The following is a 21,306-nucleotide window of genomic DNA, read 5'->3' as shown; positions in this document are numbered from 1 at the left end:
CCCCTCACCCCCTCTGCGCCAGCCGGCCCGCACGGGCCAGTTCGTCTGCCACGTCCGAAAGCCCCACCTGCTCAAGGGTTTCCCGGTAGGGGAGCCCGGTGGCCTGATCGTAGCCGAATACTTCGTAGTACTCCCTCAGCATGGGCTCCAGGTTGCAGACCTGGCCCCTGGCCGGCCCGCTGGGCATGGGCTCCTGCGTGAAACGGGGATGCAGAGTATCGCGGGAGCGGTCCCAACCCAGTCGCACGTTGAATGCCCGCCGCAGGTGGCAGATGCGGCGCCCGAGCAGACGCACCGCCTCGGGATCCCCATACTCCCTCATGCCCGTGGCGGTGGAAATGGCGCGGGCAAACTCCGGGAAATAGTAGATGGGCGGCCACATCACCCCGTATTTGCACAGGATCATGGAATCGCACACCGCAAAGCACTCTTCCTGGTCCGCCACCATGTAACCCTTGTACGTCTCGTCCAGCAGGTCACCACAGATGCCGGGATCCAGGTGCGGGAAACGCTCGATGGCCTTGGACCGGAACCCCAGCTCGTCGATGACGGAAAGACTGCGCAAGTGGTCGGCGCCCCGCACGTTGGTAGCGTACGTGCAACCCACCGACTTGTGGGAGCGGGGATCCTGGCCCGATGCCTCCAGCCCGTTCACCGAGATGGAATAGCGCCAGGCCTCGCCACCCAGTTGCCGGGCTGCCAGTTCGCACCCCTCGCCCAGCAGCCGCCCGAACCCCTCTCGGCGGGCAATCTGCTCCAGGAGATCCAACGCCACCTGTCCGTCGCCCCAGCGGATCTCCGTTCCGCCCGTCTCTTCTTTACCGATCAGTCCCCGCTCGTAAAGCTCCATGGCGAAGGCAACGGCCGCCCCCGCCGAGATGGTGTCCAGGCCGTAAATGTTACAGAGGTAGTTGGCCCGCATGACCACATCCAGGTCGTACACCAGGATGTTGGGGCCCCAGGCGTCCACGGTCTCGTACTCGGGACCCTCAGAACGGGTGCCCTGGTACGGCCCCGAAGGCACGTGGGAGACGTACTTGCACTGCAGGGCGCACCCGTAGCAGGACTTGTGGGCCACCCGGTACTTTTGCCTGATGGCCTCGCACCCCACCCGCTCCACGTCCGGGATGTACCCGTCCTGGTGGTTCTTCACGGGAAGGCGGCCGATGGCGTTCATGGCATCCGTCAGCCCCGTGGTGCCGTACCGACGGGAGGTGCGGCGGACGTACTCGGCCCACTCTCCCTCGCGGTGGGCCCGGTGGGCCTCCTGGCAGGCAGCCCAGAACCCATCCGGGTCTGCCACCCGCACGGGCAGAAACCCCCGCACGGCAATGGCCTTCAGGTTCTTGGAGCCCATCACCGCTCCCATGCCCGTGCGTCCGGCTGCGCGCCAGTAATCGGACATAATGGCCGCATACCGCACCAGCTTCTCCCCGGCCGGACCAATGCACGCCACCTTGACGTCGGGGTCACCCAGTTCACCGGTAATTGCCGCAGTGGTCTCCGGCACGGTTCTGCCCCACAGGGTGGCAGCAGATCGCAGCTCGGCACGCCCGTCATGGATGCAAAGCCAGACCGGTTCGGATGCCTTACCCCGGATCACCAGGTAGTCGTAACCGGCGTACTTCAACTCCGCCCCGAAGAAGCCCCCGGCATGGGCCTCCCCCCAGTGGAAGGTGAGGGGTGAAAGGGAGGCAGCCATCCAGCGTCCCGAGGGAGGAAACAGGGTGCCGGTGAGGGGACCCGTGGCTATGACCAGCACGTTTTCCGGTCCCAGGGGATCGACCCCCGGTCGCACCTGGTCCCACAGGATGCGGGCCGCCACCCCGTCTCCGCCCAGGTACATGCGCTGCATCTCTTCCGGGACGGGGTGAGCTTCCACCCTGCCCGCGGAAAGATCCACGTCCAAAAAGCACCCCTGGTAACCGCCGTACGCCACGCTCACCCCTCCTTAACCGCCAGCTCGAGGTAGCGGGTGAGATAGCCCAGGCTGGCCCGCTTCCGCGCCAGCCCCACCCGGTCGGCCCGCACGTACTCGATGGCCCCCACGGGGCACATTTGGGCACAGCGGGGGTTCCCCCCGCACAGGTCACACTTCATGATCTTCCCCGTCTCGGGGTGGATGGCCGGGCCCCCGAAGGGACAGGCCAGCACGCACATGTGACACCCGATGCACCGCCGCTGGTCTACCAGTACCGCCCCCGTGTCGGGGTCCCGGCTGATGGCCCGGGCCGTGCACGCTTCCATGCACAGGGCGGTCTGGCACTGCTGGCACACCATGGGCACATCGACCCCCTCCCGCTTCCAGGACACCACCTGGATGCGGGAAAGGGCGGGACTGAAGACCTTCTCATGTTCCCACGAGCAGGCGAGTTCGCAGACCCGGCAGCCCGTGCACTTCTCCGGCCACACCAGCAGCACTTTCTGCACGTTCTTCCCCCCTAACGGTTGGACCAATCCTTCTTCTGGACCCCGGCCGGCACCCGTCCTGCGGCACGCCCCACCCTGCCCCCCACCTACCGGCCACAGGAGAAAGACGCGGTCTCCGTCAGCCAGAAGGGTATCTTCTGTCGCGTACCTGCCGTTCACCACCACCACGATGGGAGGGAAGCGGGGCAGCCCCAGAGTGTCGATGAGCCGCGCCACGCTCGCAGCCCCGGCGAGTTCCACCTCCCCCTCGCCCGGCGGGTAAAACTGTTGCAGGGGCCCCGCCACCTTAACCCTGACCTTCACGTTACCAGCTCCGGCAAACCCAGTTGCAGCAGGCGGTCCCGGGTGGGGACCCCATCGGGGTCCCACCCGCGCTCCCGGTAGTACTCGTCCAGCATGTAGTCCAGTTCCACGACCTGGCCGCGGGCTGGCCCGTCCGGAGCGGGTTCCTTGAGCAGGCGCTCCGGGAGGGTATCCTGGGCCCGCCGCACGCCCAGCCTGACGTTGTACATGCGCTGCAGGTTGACCACCCGTTCGCCCAGCCTCTCCAGGTCAGAAACCGAGTACTCCAGGCCGCAGGTGAGGGCCAACCCTTCGGCCACCTCCTCGTATCCCAGGGTGGGGGGCACCATGGTGCCGTATTTACATGCCCCCACCGACTCCACCACCGCCGCCCAGTTCTCGTTCACATACACCATGTGCCCCTTGTGCACGGGCGACAGGCGGTCGGCCATCTCCGGCATGTACTGCGGGCCGTAAACGCGGCGGATCTCCTCGTCGAATCCTCCTTCGTCCAGCACGGGGAATGCGTAGAGATGGTCGGCACCGCGGGCGGAAGTCGCCATGGCCAGTCCCATGGACTTCTGCCCCCGGGGGTCCTGGCCCGCGATTTCCATGCCCTTTACGTGCATCACCAGCTTCTCCGCCTCGGCACCCAGTTCTCGCGCGGCCCGCAGCGACCCGCCTGCCAGGAAGTCCCCCAGCCCCTCCCGGTAAGCCAGGCGCCGGGTCAACTCCACCATGGTCTGGGCGTTGCCCCAACTGAGGTCCAGATCGCCCACCAGCTCCCGGGGGAGCAACCCCAGCTCCCACGCTTCCATGGCCCAGGATATCACGGCACCGGCGCCGATGGTGTCCATCCCCAGCACGTTACACAGGTAACCGGCGTAAATGACCGCCTCCAGGTCGTCCACCCCGCACCGGGATCCCAGGGCGGCCAGCGTCTCGAATTCGGGCCCGCCGGTGCGGCAGCGCCAGCGGCCTTCCCGCACCTCCACGTAACGACCGCACCTCTGGGCACAGGCGAAGTCGGCCCGGGGCTTGAGCAGGTACTCGTCCCGCAAGCGCCTGCCTCCGATGCGGCGCGCGGCGGGAAACACGCCCGAGCGCAGGTTCCAGGTGGGCACCCGCCCGATGTCGGACATGATCTCCATGAGGCCGGCGGTGCCGTAGACCACCCGGGTGCCTGCGATGGGGTCGTCGAGCAGCTTCTGCACCATGCGCCGGCAGAACTCGGGATAGCGGCCAGGGTCGGCCACCTCCACCCCGCCCGTACCCCGCACGCAGATGGCCTTCAGGCGCTTGGCCCCCATCACGGCACCCACGCCGCACCGCGCCGCCACCCGGTCGCGGTCGTTCACGATGGCGGCCACGAGCACCTGCCTTTCACCTGCGGGCCCGATGCTGGCCACCCGGCAATCATCCCCGTGAGCGTCCAGCAGCATGTCCTCCGTCTCGTGCACGTTCCTGCCCCACAGATGACCGGCATCCCGTATGTCCACCCGCTCATCTTCAATGAACAGATAAACGGGCCGCGGTGCCATCCCTTCCACGACCAGGCCGTCGTACCCGGCAAACTTGAGGGCGGGAGCCCAGTGGCCGGCGGCATGAGCTTGTCCCCATATGCCGGTCAGGGGGGACCGGGTGGTGACCACATAGCGGTTCCCCTGGGGCCAAAGGGTACCTGTGAACGGCCCCGTAAAGAAGTACAGCTTGTTCTCCGGGCCCAGGGGATCAATCCCCGGCCCCACCTCTTGGTAAAGCAGCCAGGAAGCGTATCCTGTTCCCCCCAGGAAACGGCGCACGAGGTTCTCGTCCAGGGGTTCCTTCTTCACCTGCCCCCGGGTCAGGTCAACCCGCAGGATTCTACCCGCATACCCGTACAAGCCGCATCACCCCCGGCGGGCAAAAGGTGGCACAGGTGCCGCACTGGATGCAGATGAGGGGATAATCTTCCTGTGGGTGGAGGAACACCGCTCCGTGGGGACACGCTTCCTGGCAGGCCCGGCAGGAGACGCACAGGTCTCGCTCCAGGTGGACGTGACCGTCCCGCAACACCAGCGCGCCCGTGGGGCAGGAACCCACGCAGGGGTGGTCCGCACAGTTGCGGCACATCACCACCTCGTCCCGCCCGTCGTCGTACCTTCTCACCCGCACGCGGGCCAGGGAAGGAGCCACTTTGCCGAAGTGCTCCAGGCTGCAGGCCGCCTCGCAGTAACGGCACCCCGTGCACTCCCTGGGATCAACCTCATAGTGCTCGAGAACCCCGTGCTCTCCCCCCACGCGCATACCTCCCTGCCTGCTACTTGAGGGCTCCCAGGACCAGGGCCAGTATCGCTTTCTGCACGTGCAGGCGGTTTTCCGCCTGTTCGTAGATCAAGGAGCGGTCCGAATCGGCCACTTCGTCCGTCACCTCAAACCCGCGCTCGATCGGCATGGGGTGGACGAAGTAAGCGTTGTTAGTCTTTGCCATCAGTTCCGACGTGGTGCACCAGTGCCGGTATGGCTGGTAGCTCTTCAGTTCTTCCTCCATCCCGATCTCATAGCGCCGCGGGCTCATCCAGTTGCGCGAGTATACCACATGGGCGCCGCGGTAAGCTTCCTCGAGGTCGTGGGTAATCTCGAATTTGCCCCCCGCTTCGGCGGCGTAAGACTTCGCCTGCTCGATGATCTTGGGATCCAGGTCGAACCCGGGCGGGTAGGCTAGGGTGATGTCCCAACCATAGCGGGCCTGCAAGAGCAGGCTCTCCTGCACCGAGCACCAGCTCCGGGCCTTGCTGGGCGAGTAACCCCACACGTGGAGGAACTTCTTACCCCGGAATTCTCTTTGCCCGAATGCCTCCTGCAGGGCCATGAGGTCTGCCAGGGCCTGGCAGGGATGGTAGGTGTCATCGCACATGTTGATCACCGGGATGGTGGCGTGGTCGGCGTACTCCTTGATAAGGGCGTACCCTTCCCCGTAGTAGCTCAGCTTGTCCTCCGCAATCCTGATCCCGATCGCCTGGCCGTAACGGGACATCACCAGGGCGGTATCCTTCACCACCTCGCCCCGGTAAGTCTTGGTCTGGATGCGCATCTTCTGGGGTTCAAGAAACTGGGCGTGACCACCCAGCTCGGTCATCGCCGCCTCGAAGGATTGCCGGGTGCGGCTGGACTCAGAGTAGAACAGCATGAGCATGGTCTTCCCCTTGAGAAGGTCCAGGTAACGGGGATGGAACCTGTTTGCTTTCATCTCCTTGGCCAGCTCGATCACCCGATCGAGTGCCTCCCGCGGCCAGTCGGGCGTACGCAGAAGGTCTTTGCCTTCAAATTCAAACATTTCTCGTTCCCCCCTCAATGCTCCTGCCAACTGCCATTGGCAATTGAACCCGCCGCCTCCAATACCCGGAGGGACCTCAGGCGGGCACCACCCACGTACCGGCGCTGCCGGCCAGGGCCTCCAGGGCCTGGTTCAACGACGCGATGATGGCGCACCGGCCACCGGCCTCGACGAACCGGCAACAGGCTTCCACTTTTGGCCCCATGCTCCCGGGCTTGAAATGCCCTTCTTTCTGCAACGCCCTCGCCTCCGCAACCGTGAGGCGTGCAAGATACCGCTGTGTGGGCTTGCCCCAGTCCACCGCAACCGCGGCCACGTCCGTCAGGATCATAAACACGTCCGCGCCCAGTCCCGTAGCCAGGCGCTGCCCACCCAGATCCTTGTCGATAACCGCCTCTACCCCGCGCAGGGTACCATCCGGTTCCCGGACCACCGGGATGCCACCGCCACCTGTGCATATCACGATGGCGTGATCGCGCGCCAGTTGCCGGACCGCGTCCAGCTCCACAATCTCCACCGGGTCCGGCGAAGGCACCACCTTGCGCCAGCCCCGCCCGGCGTCCTCGATCCAGCTCTCTCCCGCCCCTATCCTCTTCCTGGCATATTCCTCGTCGTAGAACGGCCCCACCGGCTTGGTCGGTTTCTGGAACGCCGGATCGTTCGCCGATACCACCACCTGGGTCACGATGCTGGCCACCGGCCAGCCGTTCATCCCCCGCCGCACCAGCTCGTTATGCAGGCTCTGCTGAATCATGTAGCCAATCATGCCCTGGCTCTTCGCTCCGCAGACGTCCATGGGCATGGCCGGTACCGCATCCGTTGCCTGGTTCTGGATGATGATGTTCCCCACCTGCGGACCGTTACCGTGTGTCAGCACGACCCGGTACCCCTCTGCCAGCAGCGTCACGATCTGCCGGCAGGTGGCCCGCACGTTCTCAAATTGTTCCTCTGCCGTACCTCGCTGCCCGGGCTGCAAGATGGCATTGCCTCCCAGGGCGATAACCACCAACTCCTTATCCATTTCCGGCTCCTCCCGCTCTCCAGTCGGCCCTATTGTTCCCCGCCCGGTGGCTCTGCGGGCCGCACTCGCCGGCAGCCGCATCCCGCCGCAACCCGTATCGGTCCCGAGTCCACCCGCGGCATCCCCGGCTGCCGGCGTGCGTTGCCGCCCTACCGGCAGCCGGATGCCGCCGGCAAGGGCTACTGCATGATGAGCGCCATGACCGCCTTCTGGGCGTGCAGCCTGTTTTCGGCCTCGTCAAACACCACGGAGTTGGGCCCGTCGATTACCTCGTCCGTGACCTCGAACCCGCGGTCTGCCGGGAGGCAGTGCATGTACAGCACGTCAGGCTTGGCGAGCTTCAGGGTCTCCTCGTCGCAGATCCAGTGCTTGTTGGCGTCAAACAGCTTCTGGATGGCGTCCCAGTCCGCCTCTTTGGCCTGCGGCGGGATGTGCTTGAGCACCCCCCAGCACTTGGGATACACCACGTCGGCATCGCGGAAGGCCTTCTTCATGTCGTGCACGATCTCGAAGGTGCCCCCGAACCTGCGCTGGTTCTCCTTCACCTTCTCGATCACCATGGGATCCAGCTCAAACCCTTCGGGGTGAGCCAGCACGATGTCCATGCCGAAGAAGCTGGAAATGGCCATGGCGCTCTGGGGTACCGCCACCGGCTTCTCCACACTCGGGGAGTAAGCCCAGCTCACCACGATCTTCTTGCCCTTCAGGTCACCCAGCTTCTCCTTCATGGTCATGATGTCGGCCAGCGCCTGACAGGGATGGTACATGTCGTCTTCCATGTTGATCACGGGGACGTCGGCCCAGCGGGCAAATTCCCGAATGTACTCGTTGCCCCGGCCGTACACCCATCCGGTGGGCTTGCCGTAAATGCGGATGGCGATGGCGTCACCGTACCGGGAAAGCACCCGTGCCACGTCCGCCACCCGCTCGGTGGTGTATGCCTTCTCCATCCCCTTGATGGCGGGGGTGTACACCTTGTCCGCATCCAGGTAGTTGGCGTGCCCGCCCAACTGGGCAAACCCAGCCTCGAAGCTGTTGCGGGTGCGCAGGGACCGGTTGTAGAAGATCAAGAACATGTTCTTACCTTCCAGCAACCGGTGGGGCCGGCGCATGGCGTAGTCCTCCTTGAGCCGGAACGCCACCTCCAGGATGGTCTCAATCTCCTCACGGGTGTACTCCAGTTCGGAGATGAAGTCCCTCCCCTTGAACACGTCCGTCTTCACGTCGTCTCTCTCCCTCCTGTGTCTCATGGTGATCAGGGGCACGGCCCCCAGCCCGTCTGCCTATCCATCATTTGCAAAATCCATGCCACCTGTGCCTGCCCAAAAACGGCCTCCCTCTTGTTCCCCGCGACTCAGGACGTGTCTCCACTCTTCTCATTATGCGAAGTGAGAACATCTTCTGCGTCTGCGCCCCGCCGCAACCAGCCGGCGAGCCCGTGCCTCACACTCGGCCATCACGGAAGACAGGTCGATGTTGAGGAGCCGGCGCTCGAAGAACACCGGCCGGCCGTCCACAATCACCGTCTCCACGTTGGCCGGGCCTGCACTGTACACGATGCCGGCATAGAGGTCGTGGACAGGCCAGGTGCCGGGCCTGCGCATATCCAGTATCACCAGGTCCGCTTTCATGCCGGGCTGCAGCTTGCCCAAATGATGTCCCTGGCCGATGGCACGGGCTCCTCCTACGGTAGCCATTTCCAGTACCTGATAGGCCGTGGGCCGGGTGGGGTCGCCGTGGATCCCCCGGGGAAGCAGCGCCGCGGCCCGCATGGCGGTGAACATGTCCAGCGCCCCGGCACTGGCGGCGCCGTCTGTGCCGAGAGCTACCGGTACCCCCGCGTCCAGCAGGCGCAGGAGCGGCGCTATCCCCGCCCCCAGCTTCAGATTGCTCACCGGGCAGTGGACACAGGCCCCACGCAGGGAAGCCAGAGCCGCCACCTCATCGTCTTCCAGGTGGACGCAGTGGGCAGCCAGCAGTATGCCGTCCAGCAACCCCGCTTCGCGAACCACCCCGAGCGGAGTCTTGCCGTACCTCACCAGACACTCCGCCACCTCTCCCTCGGTTTCGGCCAGGTGGATGTGCACGGGGAGCCCCATCTCCCGGGCAAGCTGGCTTACCCGCCCCAGGAGAGCGGGCGTACAGGTGTACGGGGCGTGCGGCCCGAACATCACTGTGATGCGTCCATCCCCTGCGCCGTGCCAGCGGGCCGCAAACCGCCGCGCGGCCCCCAGCAGTTCATCGTCCCCGCCCCCTCCGGACACCATACCCGGCGCCAGGGCAGCCCGTGCGCCCGACTGCCGCACCGCCGACGCCACCTCGTCCATGTGAAAGTACATGTCGGCGAAGGCGGTGGTGCCCGAAAGGATCATCTCGGCGATGGCGAGCAGGGTCCCCCAGTACACGTCCTCGGGAGTGAGCTGCTGCTCGGCGGGCCAGATCTTCTCCCGTAGCCACTCCTGCAGGGGAAGGTCCTCGGCGTACCCCCGTAGCAGGGACATGGCGGCATGGGTGTGCGCATTTACCAGCCCGGGGATGAGCACTTTCCCGGTGGCGTCGATGACCCGGGTCCCCGGCTCCCGGGCGGCCGCACCCTGCCCCCGGGGCCCCACGGATACAATGAACGATCCTTCCACCACCACCTCGCTGTCCGGGATAATCCCCGACGGCCCCGTCATGGTCACCGCCGTGGCCCCCGTTATGACCAACCGCTCGCCGGCACCCGCTTTTGTCACCCTCCTTACCTCCCTGAAGCGGGCCGTCAGGCGTCCGTGGCGGCGGGAGCATCTCAACCGCCGGGTGCAACCGGACCCGCCGCCTGGCCGCACGGGCAACTGCGTTCAGCGGGAATCACTTCCACGGCCCGCCAGAGCAGCGACCTGATGCGGTGGGCATTGGCGGCCATGACCTCGAGAACTTCCTCATGGGTGAGCGGGGTCGGGGAAATGCCCGCTGCGAAGTTGGTCACCATGGCCACCAGCGCGTAGCACAGGTTAGCTTCCCGGGCCAGCACCACCTCGGGGACATTGGTCATCCCCACCAGGTCTCCTCCCAGCCGCCGGAAGGCCCTGATTTCAGCGGGAGTCTCGAACCTGGGTCCCTCGGTACAAACGTAGACCCCCCCGTCGTGTACGCTTATCCCCAGCTCTCGGGCGGCCTGAGCCAACACGGCCCTCAACTGGGGGCAGTAGGGCTCGGTAAAATCCACGTGCACCACGCCGGCTTCCCCTCCTTCAAAAAACGTGGACTCCCGCCGGCGGGTGAAGTCGATGAACTGGTCCACCAGCACGAAATCTCCGGGTTTCATCTCGAGGTTGAGAGATCCCACCGCCGCGGTGGCCAGCACGCGCTCAACACCCAGGTGACGCAACGCCCAGACGTTGGCGCGGTAATTGATCCGGTGGGGGGGAACCGAATGATGGGGGCCATGCCTGGTCAGGAATGCGACCTCTACGCCCCTGTACACCCCGAGGGTGATGTGAGCTTCCCCGTACGGGGTTCGTACCACCTTTTCCTCCCGCTCCCCTAACAGGCCCGGGTCGTATACACCCGTACCTCCGATGATGGCGATCCGCAAGCTTAACGCCTCCTCCATTAGGCAGCCGAGCTCGTTCCCGCTCGACCCTTCGTTTCTGCAGGGAAGGCCCGGGCTGGGCCCGGGCCTTCCCCGTTGGTCCCCGGCGGCAGTCGAGGCCGCACGACGTTGCTCACCCGCGTCACAGGAACATGGCCAGGAGGATCAGGAACACAAGCGGGGCCAGCCCGCCCACGATCCCCAACTTCCCCACCACGGCCAGGTTGCCGAACTGGGCGAAACCGGCCGCAAAGGCGGATGCCCGGTATACCCCGATGGAAAGGTAGTTGCCCAGGATCAGCGCCGCCACTCCACCCAGCCACAAGAGGGCAGTGCGGGCCCGGGGAGCCCTGCGCCCCACATCCTCTTCGGGCATGATGTCTGTCCACAAGAGGCCCCAGCGCTTGACCCGCGGGTAGAGGATGTACAGCAGGATGGGCCCCAGGATGATGGCGGCCACGAAGTTGTTGACGGTGATGATATTACCCAGCACCGCAAAGGGCAACATCCTGAGCACCTCGAGCCCCCAGGCTATGATCACCGCGCATATGGTGCTGGCCAGGAAAGCAACCAGCACAAACTCCAGCACCTGCCGGCCCCGGCGCGACCTCATGTCCGGCTCGGTACCGGCAGACAGCGCACCCATGCGCCCCCAGATGGCATAGGGGACCAGCCCGAAGAAGAAGTTGCCGATGAAGCCGAAAAAGCTGCCCGGTCCCAGGGTCCCGAACAGGTCCCCGATGAGGTTGCCGATGGCGGATCCCCAGGCGGCAGCCGGACCGAACAGCAATGAAAACACGACCGGCACCACGTTGGCCGGACGCACCTCGGTGATCCCGGGTATCAACGGAATACCCTTGAACGGGATGAGGATAGCTGCGTACACCGCCGCGGTGAGAGCCACCAGAACCACCATCTTGGTGTTCCGCCACATGGTGATGAGTTCTTTCATCCCAGCACCCTCCTTGCGCCCCCCACCCACTTCCGCGGGGGGCTCGCGGTCGTCACAGTCTCCACGAACGCAGGTACTCTTCCTGTTCCACAGTCAGGCTGTCGATGCTCACCCCCCATCCCCTCAGCCAGAGCCGGGCCACCCTCTCATCGATCTCGCGGGGGACCCTGATGACGCGGTTCTCAAGGTCCCGGCCGTGTTCGCACACGTAGCGCAGGGCCAGAGCCTGCAACCCGAAGGAAAGGTCCATGATTTCCGCAGGATGACCATCTGCCGCAGCCAAGTTAACCAGCCTGCCTTCGGCCAGAAGGTGCAACCGGCGCCCGTCCGCCAGGCGGTACTCCTCCACCCCCGGACGCACCACCCGGCGGGAGACGGCCAGGTCGGTCAGGTCGGGCTTGGAGATCTCCACGTCGAAGTGGCCCGCATTGGCCAGGATAGCACCGTCTTTCATCAGCTGGAAGTGCTCCCGGCGGATGACATCCCTGTTTCCGGTCACCGTGACGAAAAAGTCTCCCATGGGCGCGGCCTCCCGGAGAGGCATCACCTGAAAGCCGTCCATAATAGCCTCGATGGCATATACGGGATCGACCTCACACACGATCACGCGGGCTCCCAGGCCCCGGGCGCGCATGGCCACCCCTTTGCCGCACCAACCGTATCCCACCACCACTGCCGTCTTCCCCGCCACCACCAGATTCGTGGCGCGCATGATGCCGTCCCACGTAGCCTGGCCGGTACCGTACCGGTTGTCAAACAGATGCTTGCAGTAAGCATCGTTGACGGCCACCACGGGGAAGCCCAGGACACCCTGCGCCTCCATGGCACGCAAGCGGTGGATCCCGGTGGTGGTCTCTTCACAGGCCCCCCTGACCCTCCCGAGCAGTTCCTGCCGCTCGGTGTGGATGAGGGTGACCAGATCGGCGCCGTCGTCGATGATCAGGTCTGGTTCGGAGTCCAGCACCCGGTGCAAGAACCCGTGATACTCCTCCGGGGTGGCGTCGTGCCAGGAGTATACCAGGACCCCCGACTCGGCCAAGGCAGCAGCCACATCGTCCTGGGTGGACAGGGGATTGCTCCCCGCGACCGCCACCCGGGCCCCGCCCGCCCGGATCACCTGCGCCAGGTAGGCAGTCTTGGCCTCCAGGTGCAGGCACACCCCCACGGTCAGCCCCGAGAAGGGAAGTTCTCTCTCGAACTGGCGCCTGACCTCGGCCAGCACAGGCATGTGCTGGCTGACCCACTCGATCTTCAATCTCCCCCCGGGAGCCAGGGACGGATTCCTCACCATGCTGCTTGCCACGATCAATCTCCCTCCTCAAGCTGGTGTGTCACTATTATCTACCTGACTAGCCCAGGGATTTCCAGTAGCCCGCGCAGCTTTAAGAAAACCGTGGCCGCCAGCAGTACAACCGAACAGGCCACGGCCGCGTAATCGAGGGGCCGAAAACCTATCTCCAGATAATACGTCCTCTCCTTCTGGGCGCCGAATCCCTTGGACTCCAGGGCCATGGCCAGCTGGTTGGTACCCCGGATGGCGGTCACGAACACGGGAATGAGCATGGGAAGCTGCTTCTTTACCCGCGAGATGAACCCGCCCGAGCCAATGTCCAGACCCCGCGATCGCTGGGCCTGGATAACGGTTACGCTGGCCCCGATGAAAGTGGGCACCAACCTCAGGGCGGTAGAGAAAGCAAAACTGACCGGAAAGGGAGTGCCCAGCCTGATCAGTCCGGTGGTTATCTCCTCGTTGCGGGTGGTAGAAAGGAAAACCATTCCCGCGATCACCATGGTGTCCAGCTTGAGACCGGTGGCCAGCCCGTACAGGAATGCCTCCAGTTCTACCGGACCCAGCAGCGGCGTCCGCCCGCCTGCCCAGAAAGACCAGATAAGGGTGGACAGGAAGCCTATGGTGGCCAGCATCACCCAGATGCGCCTGAGGTTCACCAGCACGCGTGCGGCCTGACCTACGGCCAGCACCAGGAACAGCAATCCCAGCAGCGGCAGGGGATGGTTGAAGAGCACGGCCATGGCAAACACAATCAGCAGGATGAATAGCTTCGACCGCGGATCCATGCGGTGGATGGCGCTATTGCGGTCAAGGTAGAGATACACGTCCACCGCCTTCGCCTCCCTTCACCAGGCAGGCCCTGGCCTCGTCCACGGTTAGCAGGGTGTGTCCCAGCCGATTACCCAGCCTGACGATCTGGGGAGGACGCAGGAACGCCTCGGTCAATTCCGCTTCGTGGGAAAACACTTCGCGGGTGGGGCCGTCGAACATTACCTCCCCCTCCTTCATCACCACCACCCGGTGGGCATACTCGGCCACCACCCACATGGTATGGGTGACCACGATGATGGTGTGGCCGCTGGCGTTCAGCTTCCTGATGAGCTGCATCATGCCCTGCTGCTCCCGGTAATCCAAACCGGTAGTGGGCTCGTCCAGGATGATTACGCGGGGCTTCGTGGCCAGCACCGACGCCACCGCCACCCGCTGCCTTTCCCCCTTGGTGAGGGCAAAGGGGTCGGCCTGTTCGTAACCAGTCAACCCCACCGCGGCCAGGGCCTCCTCGACCCGCGCCTTTATCTCGCCGGCGGGAACCCCGAAGTTGCGGGGTCCGAAAGCCACCTCATCGAACACGGTGTCAGCGAAAATCTGGTGGTCGGGATTCTGGAAGACGTAGCCCACCAGCTTGCTGAGTTCGAACACCCCGGTTCGGCTGGTATCCCTGCCTCCCACCAGCACCTGACCAGAAGTGGGGAGCAGCAACCCGTTTAAGTGCTTCACCAGGGTCGTTTTACCGCTACCGTTCTGGCCCACGATGGCCAGGAACTCGCCCTCGCGCACCGTAAGGTCGATGCCCGCCAGGGCCAGCAACCCGTTGGGATAGCGATGATGCAGGCCCTTCACCTCGATGATGGGATCACCCGCCGCCGGAGGGGATTTCTCCGCCATCAGGCGGGCATAAGCGCCCCCGTCCAGGTGCCATCCCCGGGTGCGCATGAAGTCCAGGGCTTCCTCCACCGTAAAGGGAATATCCTGCTCCCCCAGATCGCGGAACAGCCTGACCACGGGGAGGGGTTGAATTCCCGCTGCCTCCAGGGCATCCACATCAGCCAGGACCCGCCGCGGGGGTCCGTCCCTGCTGACGCGGCCTCTTTCCATGATGATGAGCCGGTCGGCCGCCAGGGCTTCCTCGGTTTCGTGCTCCACGATGACCATGGTGATGTCCCGAGCTGACCGCAGCCGAGCTGCCGCATCGAATACCTCGTGCTTTCCGATGGGGTCAAGGTCAGTGGTGGGCTCGTCCATGCATACGATGCGGGGAGCCAGGGACAGCACGGAAGCGATGGCCAGGCGCTGTTTCTGGCCGCCGGAAAGCGTCATGGGCGGCCGTCTCTCCATCCCCGCCAGGCGTACGGTTGCCAGGGCCTCTTGCACCCGGGACGCAATCTCCCGCCGGGGGAGCCCGAAGTTCTCCGGTCCGAAGGCCACTTCCAGTTCCACGTTGGTGGAGAAGAGCTGGGTCTCGAAATCCTGGAAAACCAGGCCCACATCACGTGCCAGCTGGCTGACCCTTGCCTGCCGTGTATCTTTACCCAGCACCGTCACCCGGCCCTCGAATTTCCCCCTCAGGAAGTGGGGGATGAGGCCGTTCGTGGTACAGCAAAGGGTGGATTTGCCCGCCCCGCTGGGACCCATTACGACCAGGAACTCACCCTCGCCAATCCCGAGATCGACACCGTCGAGCGCCGGCGAAGACTGATCCTTGTATCGAAACCTGACCCCATCCATCACCAACGCTTGCCCCACTATACGGTCACCTCTCGCTCTCTGTCCACCCCATCATAGTTCGTGCGGGAAGAGCGCACGTCCTGCCCCGGGCGGCACGTTGGGTACGGCCCCTCGGTCGACACCGCTCAGCACAGCAGGTCCACGAAGCGGAAGGCCACCGTGTCCACCAGGCCGCGGTTCGTCAGGCGCAACTCGGGCAGAACGGGCAGCGCCAGGAGGGACATGGTCATGAAGGGAGAGGCCAGCTGGCAACCCAGGTCGCGCCATGCCCGCTCCAGCTCCGCCACGGCGGCTGCCACCTCGTGAGCGGGCCGGTCGGACATGAGCCCGGCAATGGGCAGCTCCACCCGGGCCAGCACCTTCCCGCCCGCCACCGCCACCATCCCTCCCCCGCACTCGGCCAGCGCATTTCCGGCGGCGGCCATGTCGGCATCGTCCACCCCCACAATGAGGAGGTTGTGGCTGTCATGGGCCACGGTAGACGCCACCGCACCCCGCCGCAATCCGAACCCGTGCACAAAGCCCAACCCGATGCCGCCGCCGCGGCCGTGCCGCTCCACCACCGCCGCCTTGGCGATGTCCTGCCCGGGGTCCGCCCATAGTCTACCCTCACGGGCAGGCACGGACATGGTCAGGTGGCGGGTGAGCACCTTGGCCTCCACCACCCCTATCACCCGCGCCCGCACCGGGCCGGTAGCGTCCACGGAGAGGGCGAAATCCGCTGCGCACAGCGGTCGGGGTAACCTCACGGAGTGACGCACGAAATCGGGGTAGACGCGGTCGCCCGGCGGCGAGAGGAGCCTCCCCTCCCTAGCCACCAGCTCCCCGTCCACCATCACCTGCCGCACGTCCACGGCAGCCAGGTCGGTCACAAACAGGATATCTGCCCGCCGTCCGGGGGCAATGCTCCCGATTTCCCCGTCCACCCCGAAGTATTCGGCCGGGTTCAAGGTGGCCATCTGGATGGCGGTCACGGGACGGAGCCCTTCCGAAATGGCCCTCCTCACCACGTGGTCCATGTGACCCACGGTGAGCAGGGTGTGAGGGTGACAGTCGTCCGTCACCAGCACCGCCCGGCGGGCATCCACCCCCGCCTGGGTGATGGCCTTGACCGTCTCCTTCACGTCCCGCCACGCGGACCCTTCGCGCAGCATGGTCCACATCCCCAACCGCAGCCGAGCCAGCACGTCGGCTGCGGTGGTTGATTCGTGGTCGGAGGAAACCCCGCTGGCCGCGTACGCCACCAGCCCGCGCCCCACGTCGGGATGGGCGTAATGCCCCGTGGCGGGCTTGCCCACCCGCAGGGCAGCGCGAATCTCGTCGTGCATGCGCACATCCCCGTTGAGGACCCCGGCGAAGTCCATAACCTCGCCCAGCCCGGCCACCCGGGGCCGGGCCAAGGCAGCGGCTATCTGGCCCGGGTCGAGGGTTGCCCCGGAGTCCTCGAACGGGGGTGCCGCCGGCACGCAGGATGGCACGGTGGCGAACACCTTGAGGGGCAGGCCCTCCCCTTCCTCCAGGAGCAGGTGGACACCTTCCAGGCCGAGGACGTTGGCGATCTCGTGGGGATCCATGAAGATGGCGGTGGTGCCCCGCGGGAGTACGGCCCGGCAAAACTGGGTGAGGGACAGCATACTGCTCTCGGTGTGCACGTGACCGTCGATAAATCCGGGAACCAGGTAGTACCCGCTGGCATCGATCAGCCGGGTATGCGGCCCGATGGTGTGAGAGGCCTCCCCCACAAAGGCCACGCGGCCGCAGGCAACCGCCACGTCCGCCCTCAGGATCTCACCCGTGAATACGTTCACCACCTGGCCCTCCCGGATGACCGTCTCCGCCGGGACGGCCCCCGTGGCCACCTTCACCAGGTCCCGGGTCAGGTTGGCAAGTCCCGCCCCCCCTGTCACCACATCCCACCTCCGCACTCTCCTCCGCAGACCCATTTTGATCCGGGGGGCCAGCCCCGGGGCTGGCCCCCCGCCACCCAGCTATCAGTGTACGAAGAAGCGCAACAAACACACCGCCGCCAGGATCCACATGGTGAGGCTGATCTTTTCGAACCTGCGGGCGATGGCGTGCAGGACCACGTAGGAGAGCACGCCCCAGATGATACCCTCGGCGATGCTGTAGGTAAACGGCATCATGGCCAGAGCCAGGAAGGCCGGGATGGCTTCCAGGTAGTCGCCGAAGTCCACTTTCATGATGGGCTCGATCATGAATACGCCCACGATGACCAGCACGGGGGCGGTGGCGGCCGCCGGTACGATGCCCACCACAGGGGCGAAGAAGGTGGCCAGGACGAACAGGACCGCCACCACCACCGCCGTAAGGCCGGTGCGCCCGCCTTCGGCCATACCCGAGGCACTTTCGATGTAGGATGTCACGCAACTTGTCCCCAGGATGGAACCGATCACGGTGCCCAGGGTGTCCGAATACAGGGCCCGGTTGGCCCGGGGAAGCCTGCCCCTTTCGTCCAGCATGCCCGCCTTGCTGGTCACCCCGATGATGGTCCCCACCGTGTCGAAGAGGTCGACGAAGATGAAGGTGAACACGATGGGGATCATGCCCACGGTCAGCACGTCCCGCAGCCCATAAGCAAAGGCCCCGAAGGTGGGAGCCAGGCTGGGGGGAAGACTGACCAGCCGGAACCCCTGGGTGTTGGTCACCCCCATGGGGATACCGAGCAGCGTGGTGGCGATGATGCCCAGGAGCAAGGCCCCCCGCACCCGCAACACCACCAGCCCCCCCGTGATCACCAGACCGATGGCGGCCAGAAGGACATTGGGCTTCGAGAAATCACCCAGTTGCACCAGGGTGACGGGATTGGGCTGGACGATACCCGCGTTTTGTAAACCGATGAGAGCAAGGAAAAGGCCGATACCCGCGGAGATGGAAAGCTTGAGCGACATGGGCACTGAATTGATGATCGCTTCCCGCGCCCCGGTCATGGTCAAGAGCAGCAGAGTCAGGACGCCATCGACGAACACCGCCGCCAGGGCTGCTTCCCAGGGGTAGCCCATGCCCCTCACCACGGTATACGCGAAGAATGCGTTGATCCCCATACCGGGAGCCAACGCGATGGGATAGTTCGCATACAGCCCCATGATCAAGCAGGCCGCCGCCGAGGAAAGACAGGTGGCCACCATCACTGCCCCGAAGTCCATGCCGGCGTCCTTGAGGATGGACGGGTTAACGAAGATGATGTAGGCCATAGTCATGAAGGTGGTCAGCCCGGCCAGGACTTCCGTCCGCACCGTGGTCCGGTTCGCCAAGAGGGCGAATTTCCGCTCCAGCCAACCGGTCTTCTCCATCCTGCGCTACCTCCTTTCCCGGTCCCTGCTCCGCCCATAGAATCACCGTTTGTTACCCTCTCGCACCACCTCCCCGTTGGGCTCCACAGGGAAATCTGCGTGTGCGCCGGAGGACCCTGCTAGCGCACATGGCGCATATGGGACCCCTCCAGGGAGTAGCGCTCCACCTTGCGGTAGAGCGTGGCCACACTGATCCCCAGAGCCCGCGCCGCCAGCTTCTTGCCCTGTAAGCTGGTCCCGTAACGCTCAAGAGCCTCCAGGATGGCTCTCTTTTCCAGGGTGCGCAGGTCCAGGCTCCGGCCGCCATCGGCGGCCGGGGGTGAAATCCCGCGCACGTAAGGGGGCAGGTCCTCGGGCCCGATGAGGTCGCCCTGGCACATGTTGGCCGCAAACTCCACGGCGTTTTGGAGTTCCCGTACGTTACCCGGCCAGGAGTAAGACACCAGCGCGCGCATGGCGGCGGGAGTAAAACCCCGGGGGCAACAAGGGACGGTGTGCGCCAGGCGGGCCAGGAAATGGTGGGCCAGCAGGGGGATATCTTCACGACGCTCACGGAGGGGCGGAATGTGAAGCGGGATCACGTTCAGGCGGTAATACAGATCCCGCCGGAACTTCCCCTCCTCCACCAGGTGATCGAGGGGACGGTTGCTGGCCGCGATCACCCGCACGTCCACCCGTATGGAACCTCTGCCCCCCAGCCGCTCTATTTCCCTTTCTTGCAGGGCGCGCAGGAGCTTCACCTGCAGGGGGAGGGCGAGGTCCGCTACCTCGTCCAGGAAGAGGGTGCCCCCGTCTGCCAGTTCGAATTTCCCGGGCTTGCCCCGGGGATCGGCTCCCGTGAAGGCACCCCGGTCGTAACCGAACAATTCGCTCTCCAGCAGGCCTTCGGGAATGGCTCCGCAGTTCAGCGGGACGAATGGCCTTCCTGCCCGGCGGCTGGCCTGATGAATGGCGCGGGCGAATAGCTCCTTACCGGTGCCACTCTCGCCCTGGATGAGCACAGTGGAATCCCCCACCGCCACCCGCCGGGCAATCTCACACACCTGCTGCATGGCCGGGCTCTGCCCCACTATGGCCGCGAAACTCACCCGGCCGTCGCCCCAGCCCTCCTGCCCCATACCCGCACCTCCGCCGGTGCCCACCGTATCAGCACCCGGTGTGCCCGTCAGGTAATCCCTATCCTGACGGGGAGCCCGCGTCCCCCGTCAGGCGGTACACCAACCGCGGTCGCCCCCGCCGGCCGGGGGCTTCCTGACCAGCCTGCTCCACCAAACCGCCCGCCTGCAGCCGCCCCAGGATTCGGTTAGCGCTGCGGGGAGAAACGTGCAGCCCCGCCGCAACCTCCCGGGCCGTGAACTCCTCTCCCAGCCCTTCCAGAACCGCCAGCACCCGGCTAAGGGATGCCGGAGCCATGCCCAGCTCGCGCGCCCGGTCCAGCAGACCGGGATCAGTACTGCGCACCTCGTAGGCGACCGAGCCCGCACCCAGGGGACCAATCAGGCGCTTACGCTCCGTCATCACGTAGCACTTGTTGCCCCCCGTCTTGATGGCTTCCTCGAGGGCAGAGCGGGCGTTCGCTCCCGCCCGGTTGGCCGTCTCTCCGAAACCTACTCCCACGCTCACCCGCACACCTGCGCGGTTGAGCCTCTCCACCAGGTTCCAGCTCGTGTAGAAGTTGGTGGACTTTTCAAAGAGCATGCGGGTGGTGAAGAACTGGTACTCATCCCCGCCGTCGTACCACATGTGGCCATCGATCTCTTCCACGAATCCCAGCAGGATGTCGTACACCCGCAGCCTTCCCCGTTGCTGCTGCAGGGGCGTCAGAGTGGTCCCGTCCGGGTGGATCTTTACCAGTCCCACCACCATCTGCATGCCGCGGGCACGTATCCCCTCCCCCACCAGCATGGCCTTTTCCAGCGCCTCGGCCATGGCCACCCGGGAAGGTACCAGCCAGGCGCAGGGAACACCCAGGTCACGCAGGCGCCCGTGTACCCGGCGCAGGCAGGTCAGAGCATGGGAAGTCTTACCGTCGCGGTAAAGGTCGAGGTGAAATTGCACCAGGATTTCCGGGTCGGGGATGCCACTGTACTCGTGCACGTACAGGTCGAGGAGAGGAATGCCGAGCTCCCGATAAGTTTCTTCCACCACGCGCCGGTCCATGGTGTCCACACTCACCCGGGACAGGGAACCCCTGTCGCCCACGCGGAAAAGAGAGGCGTAAAGCCACATGGCCGAATACGGGATATACAGGGCTGGGACGCTGGCACGGACCTCCGCCACCGTTCTCTGGTAGGCAAGGGGACCGGTGAACAGCACCACCTCGGCCTGTCCGGCGGCCTGGCGGTACAGTTCCGGCGCCCGACCCTCGTGCTCGTAGGCCAGGGGCAGGACCCTCACTCCGGGGATGCCACCCGCGACTGCAGTGGCCTGATCCACCATGTCGGCAGGTCCGATCACGGCCACTCGCACCGGCCCGGGCATTCCCGTCCTCCTCCCGCCGAATTTATCACCTGTCTCTTTATAGACCCAAATTGGCTATTCGCCACCCGCTTGCCCAATTCCTGCTACGCTGAAAAGGGAATCAATGAGGAGCCGGCGAACACCGTTTCCACCACCACCGTGTC

General features: G+C 65.2%; 17 protein-coding genes. All 17 read right to left on the bottom strand.

All coding sequences use genetic code 11. The annotated features are described in order from the left end of the window. Window positions 1-4: 4 nt before the first annotated feature. Complete coding sequence (locus AB1446_04395; GenBank protein ID MEW6546143.1) at window positions 5-1,939, bottom strand: aldehyde ferredoxin oxidoreductase family protein; 1,935 nt, start codon at window positions 1,937-1,939, stop codon at window positions 5-7. Between the two features lie 2 nt (window positions 1,940-1,941). Further along, a complete protein-coding gene (locus AB1446_04390) occupies window positions 1,942-2,733 on the bottom strand; it encodes a 4Fe-4S dicluster domain-containing protein (GenBank protein MEW6546142.1) in 792 nt (263 codons plus the stop codon). Continuing rightward, window positions 2,730-4,595 carry an aldehyde ferredoxin oxidoreductase family protein gene (locus AB1446_04385; protein MEW6546141.1) on the bottom strand — a complete coding sequence of 622 codons (1,866 nt, stop codon included), beginning with the start codon at window positions 4,593-4,595 and terminating at the stop codon, window positions 2,730-2,732. The genes AB1446_04390 and AB1446_04385 overlap by 4 nt, the downstream gene beginning before the upstream one ends. After that, the gene (locus AB1446_04380; protein ID MEW6546140.1) at window positions 4,576-4,992 is read right to left on the bottom strand and encodes a 4Fe-4S dicluster domain-containing protein; all 417 of its coding nucleotides are present in this window, start codon (window positions 4,990-4,992) and stop codon (window positions 4,576-4,578) included. Before AB1446_04380 ends, AB1446_04385 begins: the two co-directional genes overlap by 20 nt. Before the next feature lie 19 nt (window positions 4,993-5,011). Next, window positions 5,012-6,028, bottom strand: a complete 1,017-nt coding sequence (locus AB1446_04375; GenBank protein MEW6546139.1) for an ornithine carbamoyltransferase — start codon at window positions 6,026-6,028, stop codon at window positions 5,012-5,014. Between the two features lie 76 nt (window positions 6,029-6,104). Next, window positions 6,105-7,049, bottom strand: coding sequence for a carbamate kinase (arcC, locus tag AB1446_04370; GenBank protein MEW6546138.1), 945 nt, complete (start codon window positions 7,047-7,049; stop codon window positions 6,105-6,107). A gap of 179 nt (window positions 7,050-7,228) precedes the next feature. After that, complete coding sequence (locus tag AB1446_04365) at window positions 7,229-8,299, bottom strand: N-acetylornithine carbamoyltransferase (protein MEW6546137.1); 1,071 nt, start codon at window positions 8,297-8,299, stop codon at window positions 7,229-7,231. 129 nt (window positions 8,300-8,428) lie between these two features. Continuing rightward, a complete protein-coding gene (locus AB1446_04360) occupies window positions 8,429-9,784 on the bottom strand; it encodes an amidohydrolase (protein MEW6546136.1) in 1,356 nt (451 codons plus the stop codon). 53 nt (window positions 9,785-9,837) lie between these two features. Further along, window positions 9,838-10,644: an S-methyl-5'-thioadenosine phosphorylase gene (gene mtnP / locus AB1446_04355; GenBank protein MEW6546135.1), complete on the bottom strand. Its 807-nt coding sequence runs from the start codon at window positions 10,642-10,644 to the stop codon at window positions 9,838-9,840. A 121-nt stretch (window positions 10,645-10,765) separates the two neighbouring features. Next, a complete protein-coding gene (locus AB1446_04350; GenBank protein ID MEW6546134.1) occupies window positions 10,766-11,575 on the bottom strand; it encodes a QueT transporter family protein in 810 nt (269 codons plus the stop codon). A gap of 52 nt (window positions 11,576-11,627) precedes the next feature. Continuing rightward, window positions 11,628-12,878, bottom strand: a complete 1,251-nt coding sequence (locus AB1446_04345; GenBank protein MEW6546133.1) for an adenosylhomocysteinase — start codon at window positions 12,876-12,878, stop codon at window positions 11,628-11,630. 38 nt (window positions 12,879-12,916) lie between these two features. Further along, the gene (locus tag AB1446_04340; GenBank protein ID MEW6546132.1) at window positions 12,917-13,696 is read right to left on the bottom strand and encodes an energy-coupling factor transporter transmembrane component T; all 780 of its coding nucleotides are present in this window, start codon (window positions 13,694-13,696) and stop codon (window positions 12,917-12,919) included. After that, entirely contained in the window at window positions 13,674-15,371 is a 1,698-nt protein-coding gene (locus tag AB1446_04335; protein ID MEW6546131.1) for an energy-coupling factor transporter ATPase, read from the bottom strand. The genes AB1446_04340 and AB1446_04335 overlap by 23 nt, the downstream gene beginning before the upstream one ends. Before the next feature lie 125 nt (window positions 15,372-15,496). Beyond that, entirely contained in the window at window positions 15,497-17,278 is a 1,782-nt protein-coding gene (ade, locus tag AB1446_04330; protein ID MEW6546130.1) for an adenine deaminase, read from the bottom strand. 84 nt (window positions 17,279-17,362) lie between these two features. Next, the gene (locus AB1446_04325) at window positions 17,363-18,682 is read right to left on the bottom strand and encodes an NCS2 family permease (GenBank protein ID MEW6546129.1); all 1,320 of its coding nucleotides are present in this window, start codon (window positions 18,680-18,682) and stop codon (window positions 17,363-17,365) included. 119 nt (window positions 18,683-18,801) lie between these two features. Further along, window positions 18,802-19,800, bottom strand: coding sequence for a sigma 54-interacting transcriptional regulator (locus tag AB1446_04320; protein MEW6546128.1), 999 nt, complete (start codon window positions 19,798-19,800; stop codon window positions 18,802-18,804). A 58-nt stretch (window positions 19,801-19,858) separates the two neighbouring features. Next, entirely contained in the window at window positions 19,859-21,163 is a 1,305-nt protein-coding gene (locus tag AB1446_04315) for a MarR family transcriptional regulator (protein ID MEW6546127.1), read from the bottom strand. Window positions 21,164-21,306: the final 143 nt, after the last annotated feature.

The sequence above is a fragment of the Bacillota bacterium genome (assembly GCA_040757085.1).
GTDB lineage: Bacteria > Bacillota > Sulfobacillia > JACIYH01 > JACIYH01 > JACIYH01.
The sequence above is the reverse complement of the archived record's forward strand: the minus strand, read 5'-3'. Positions and strand labels throughout refer to the sequence as shown.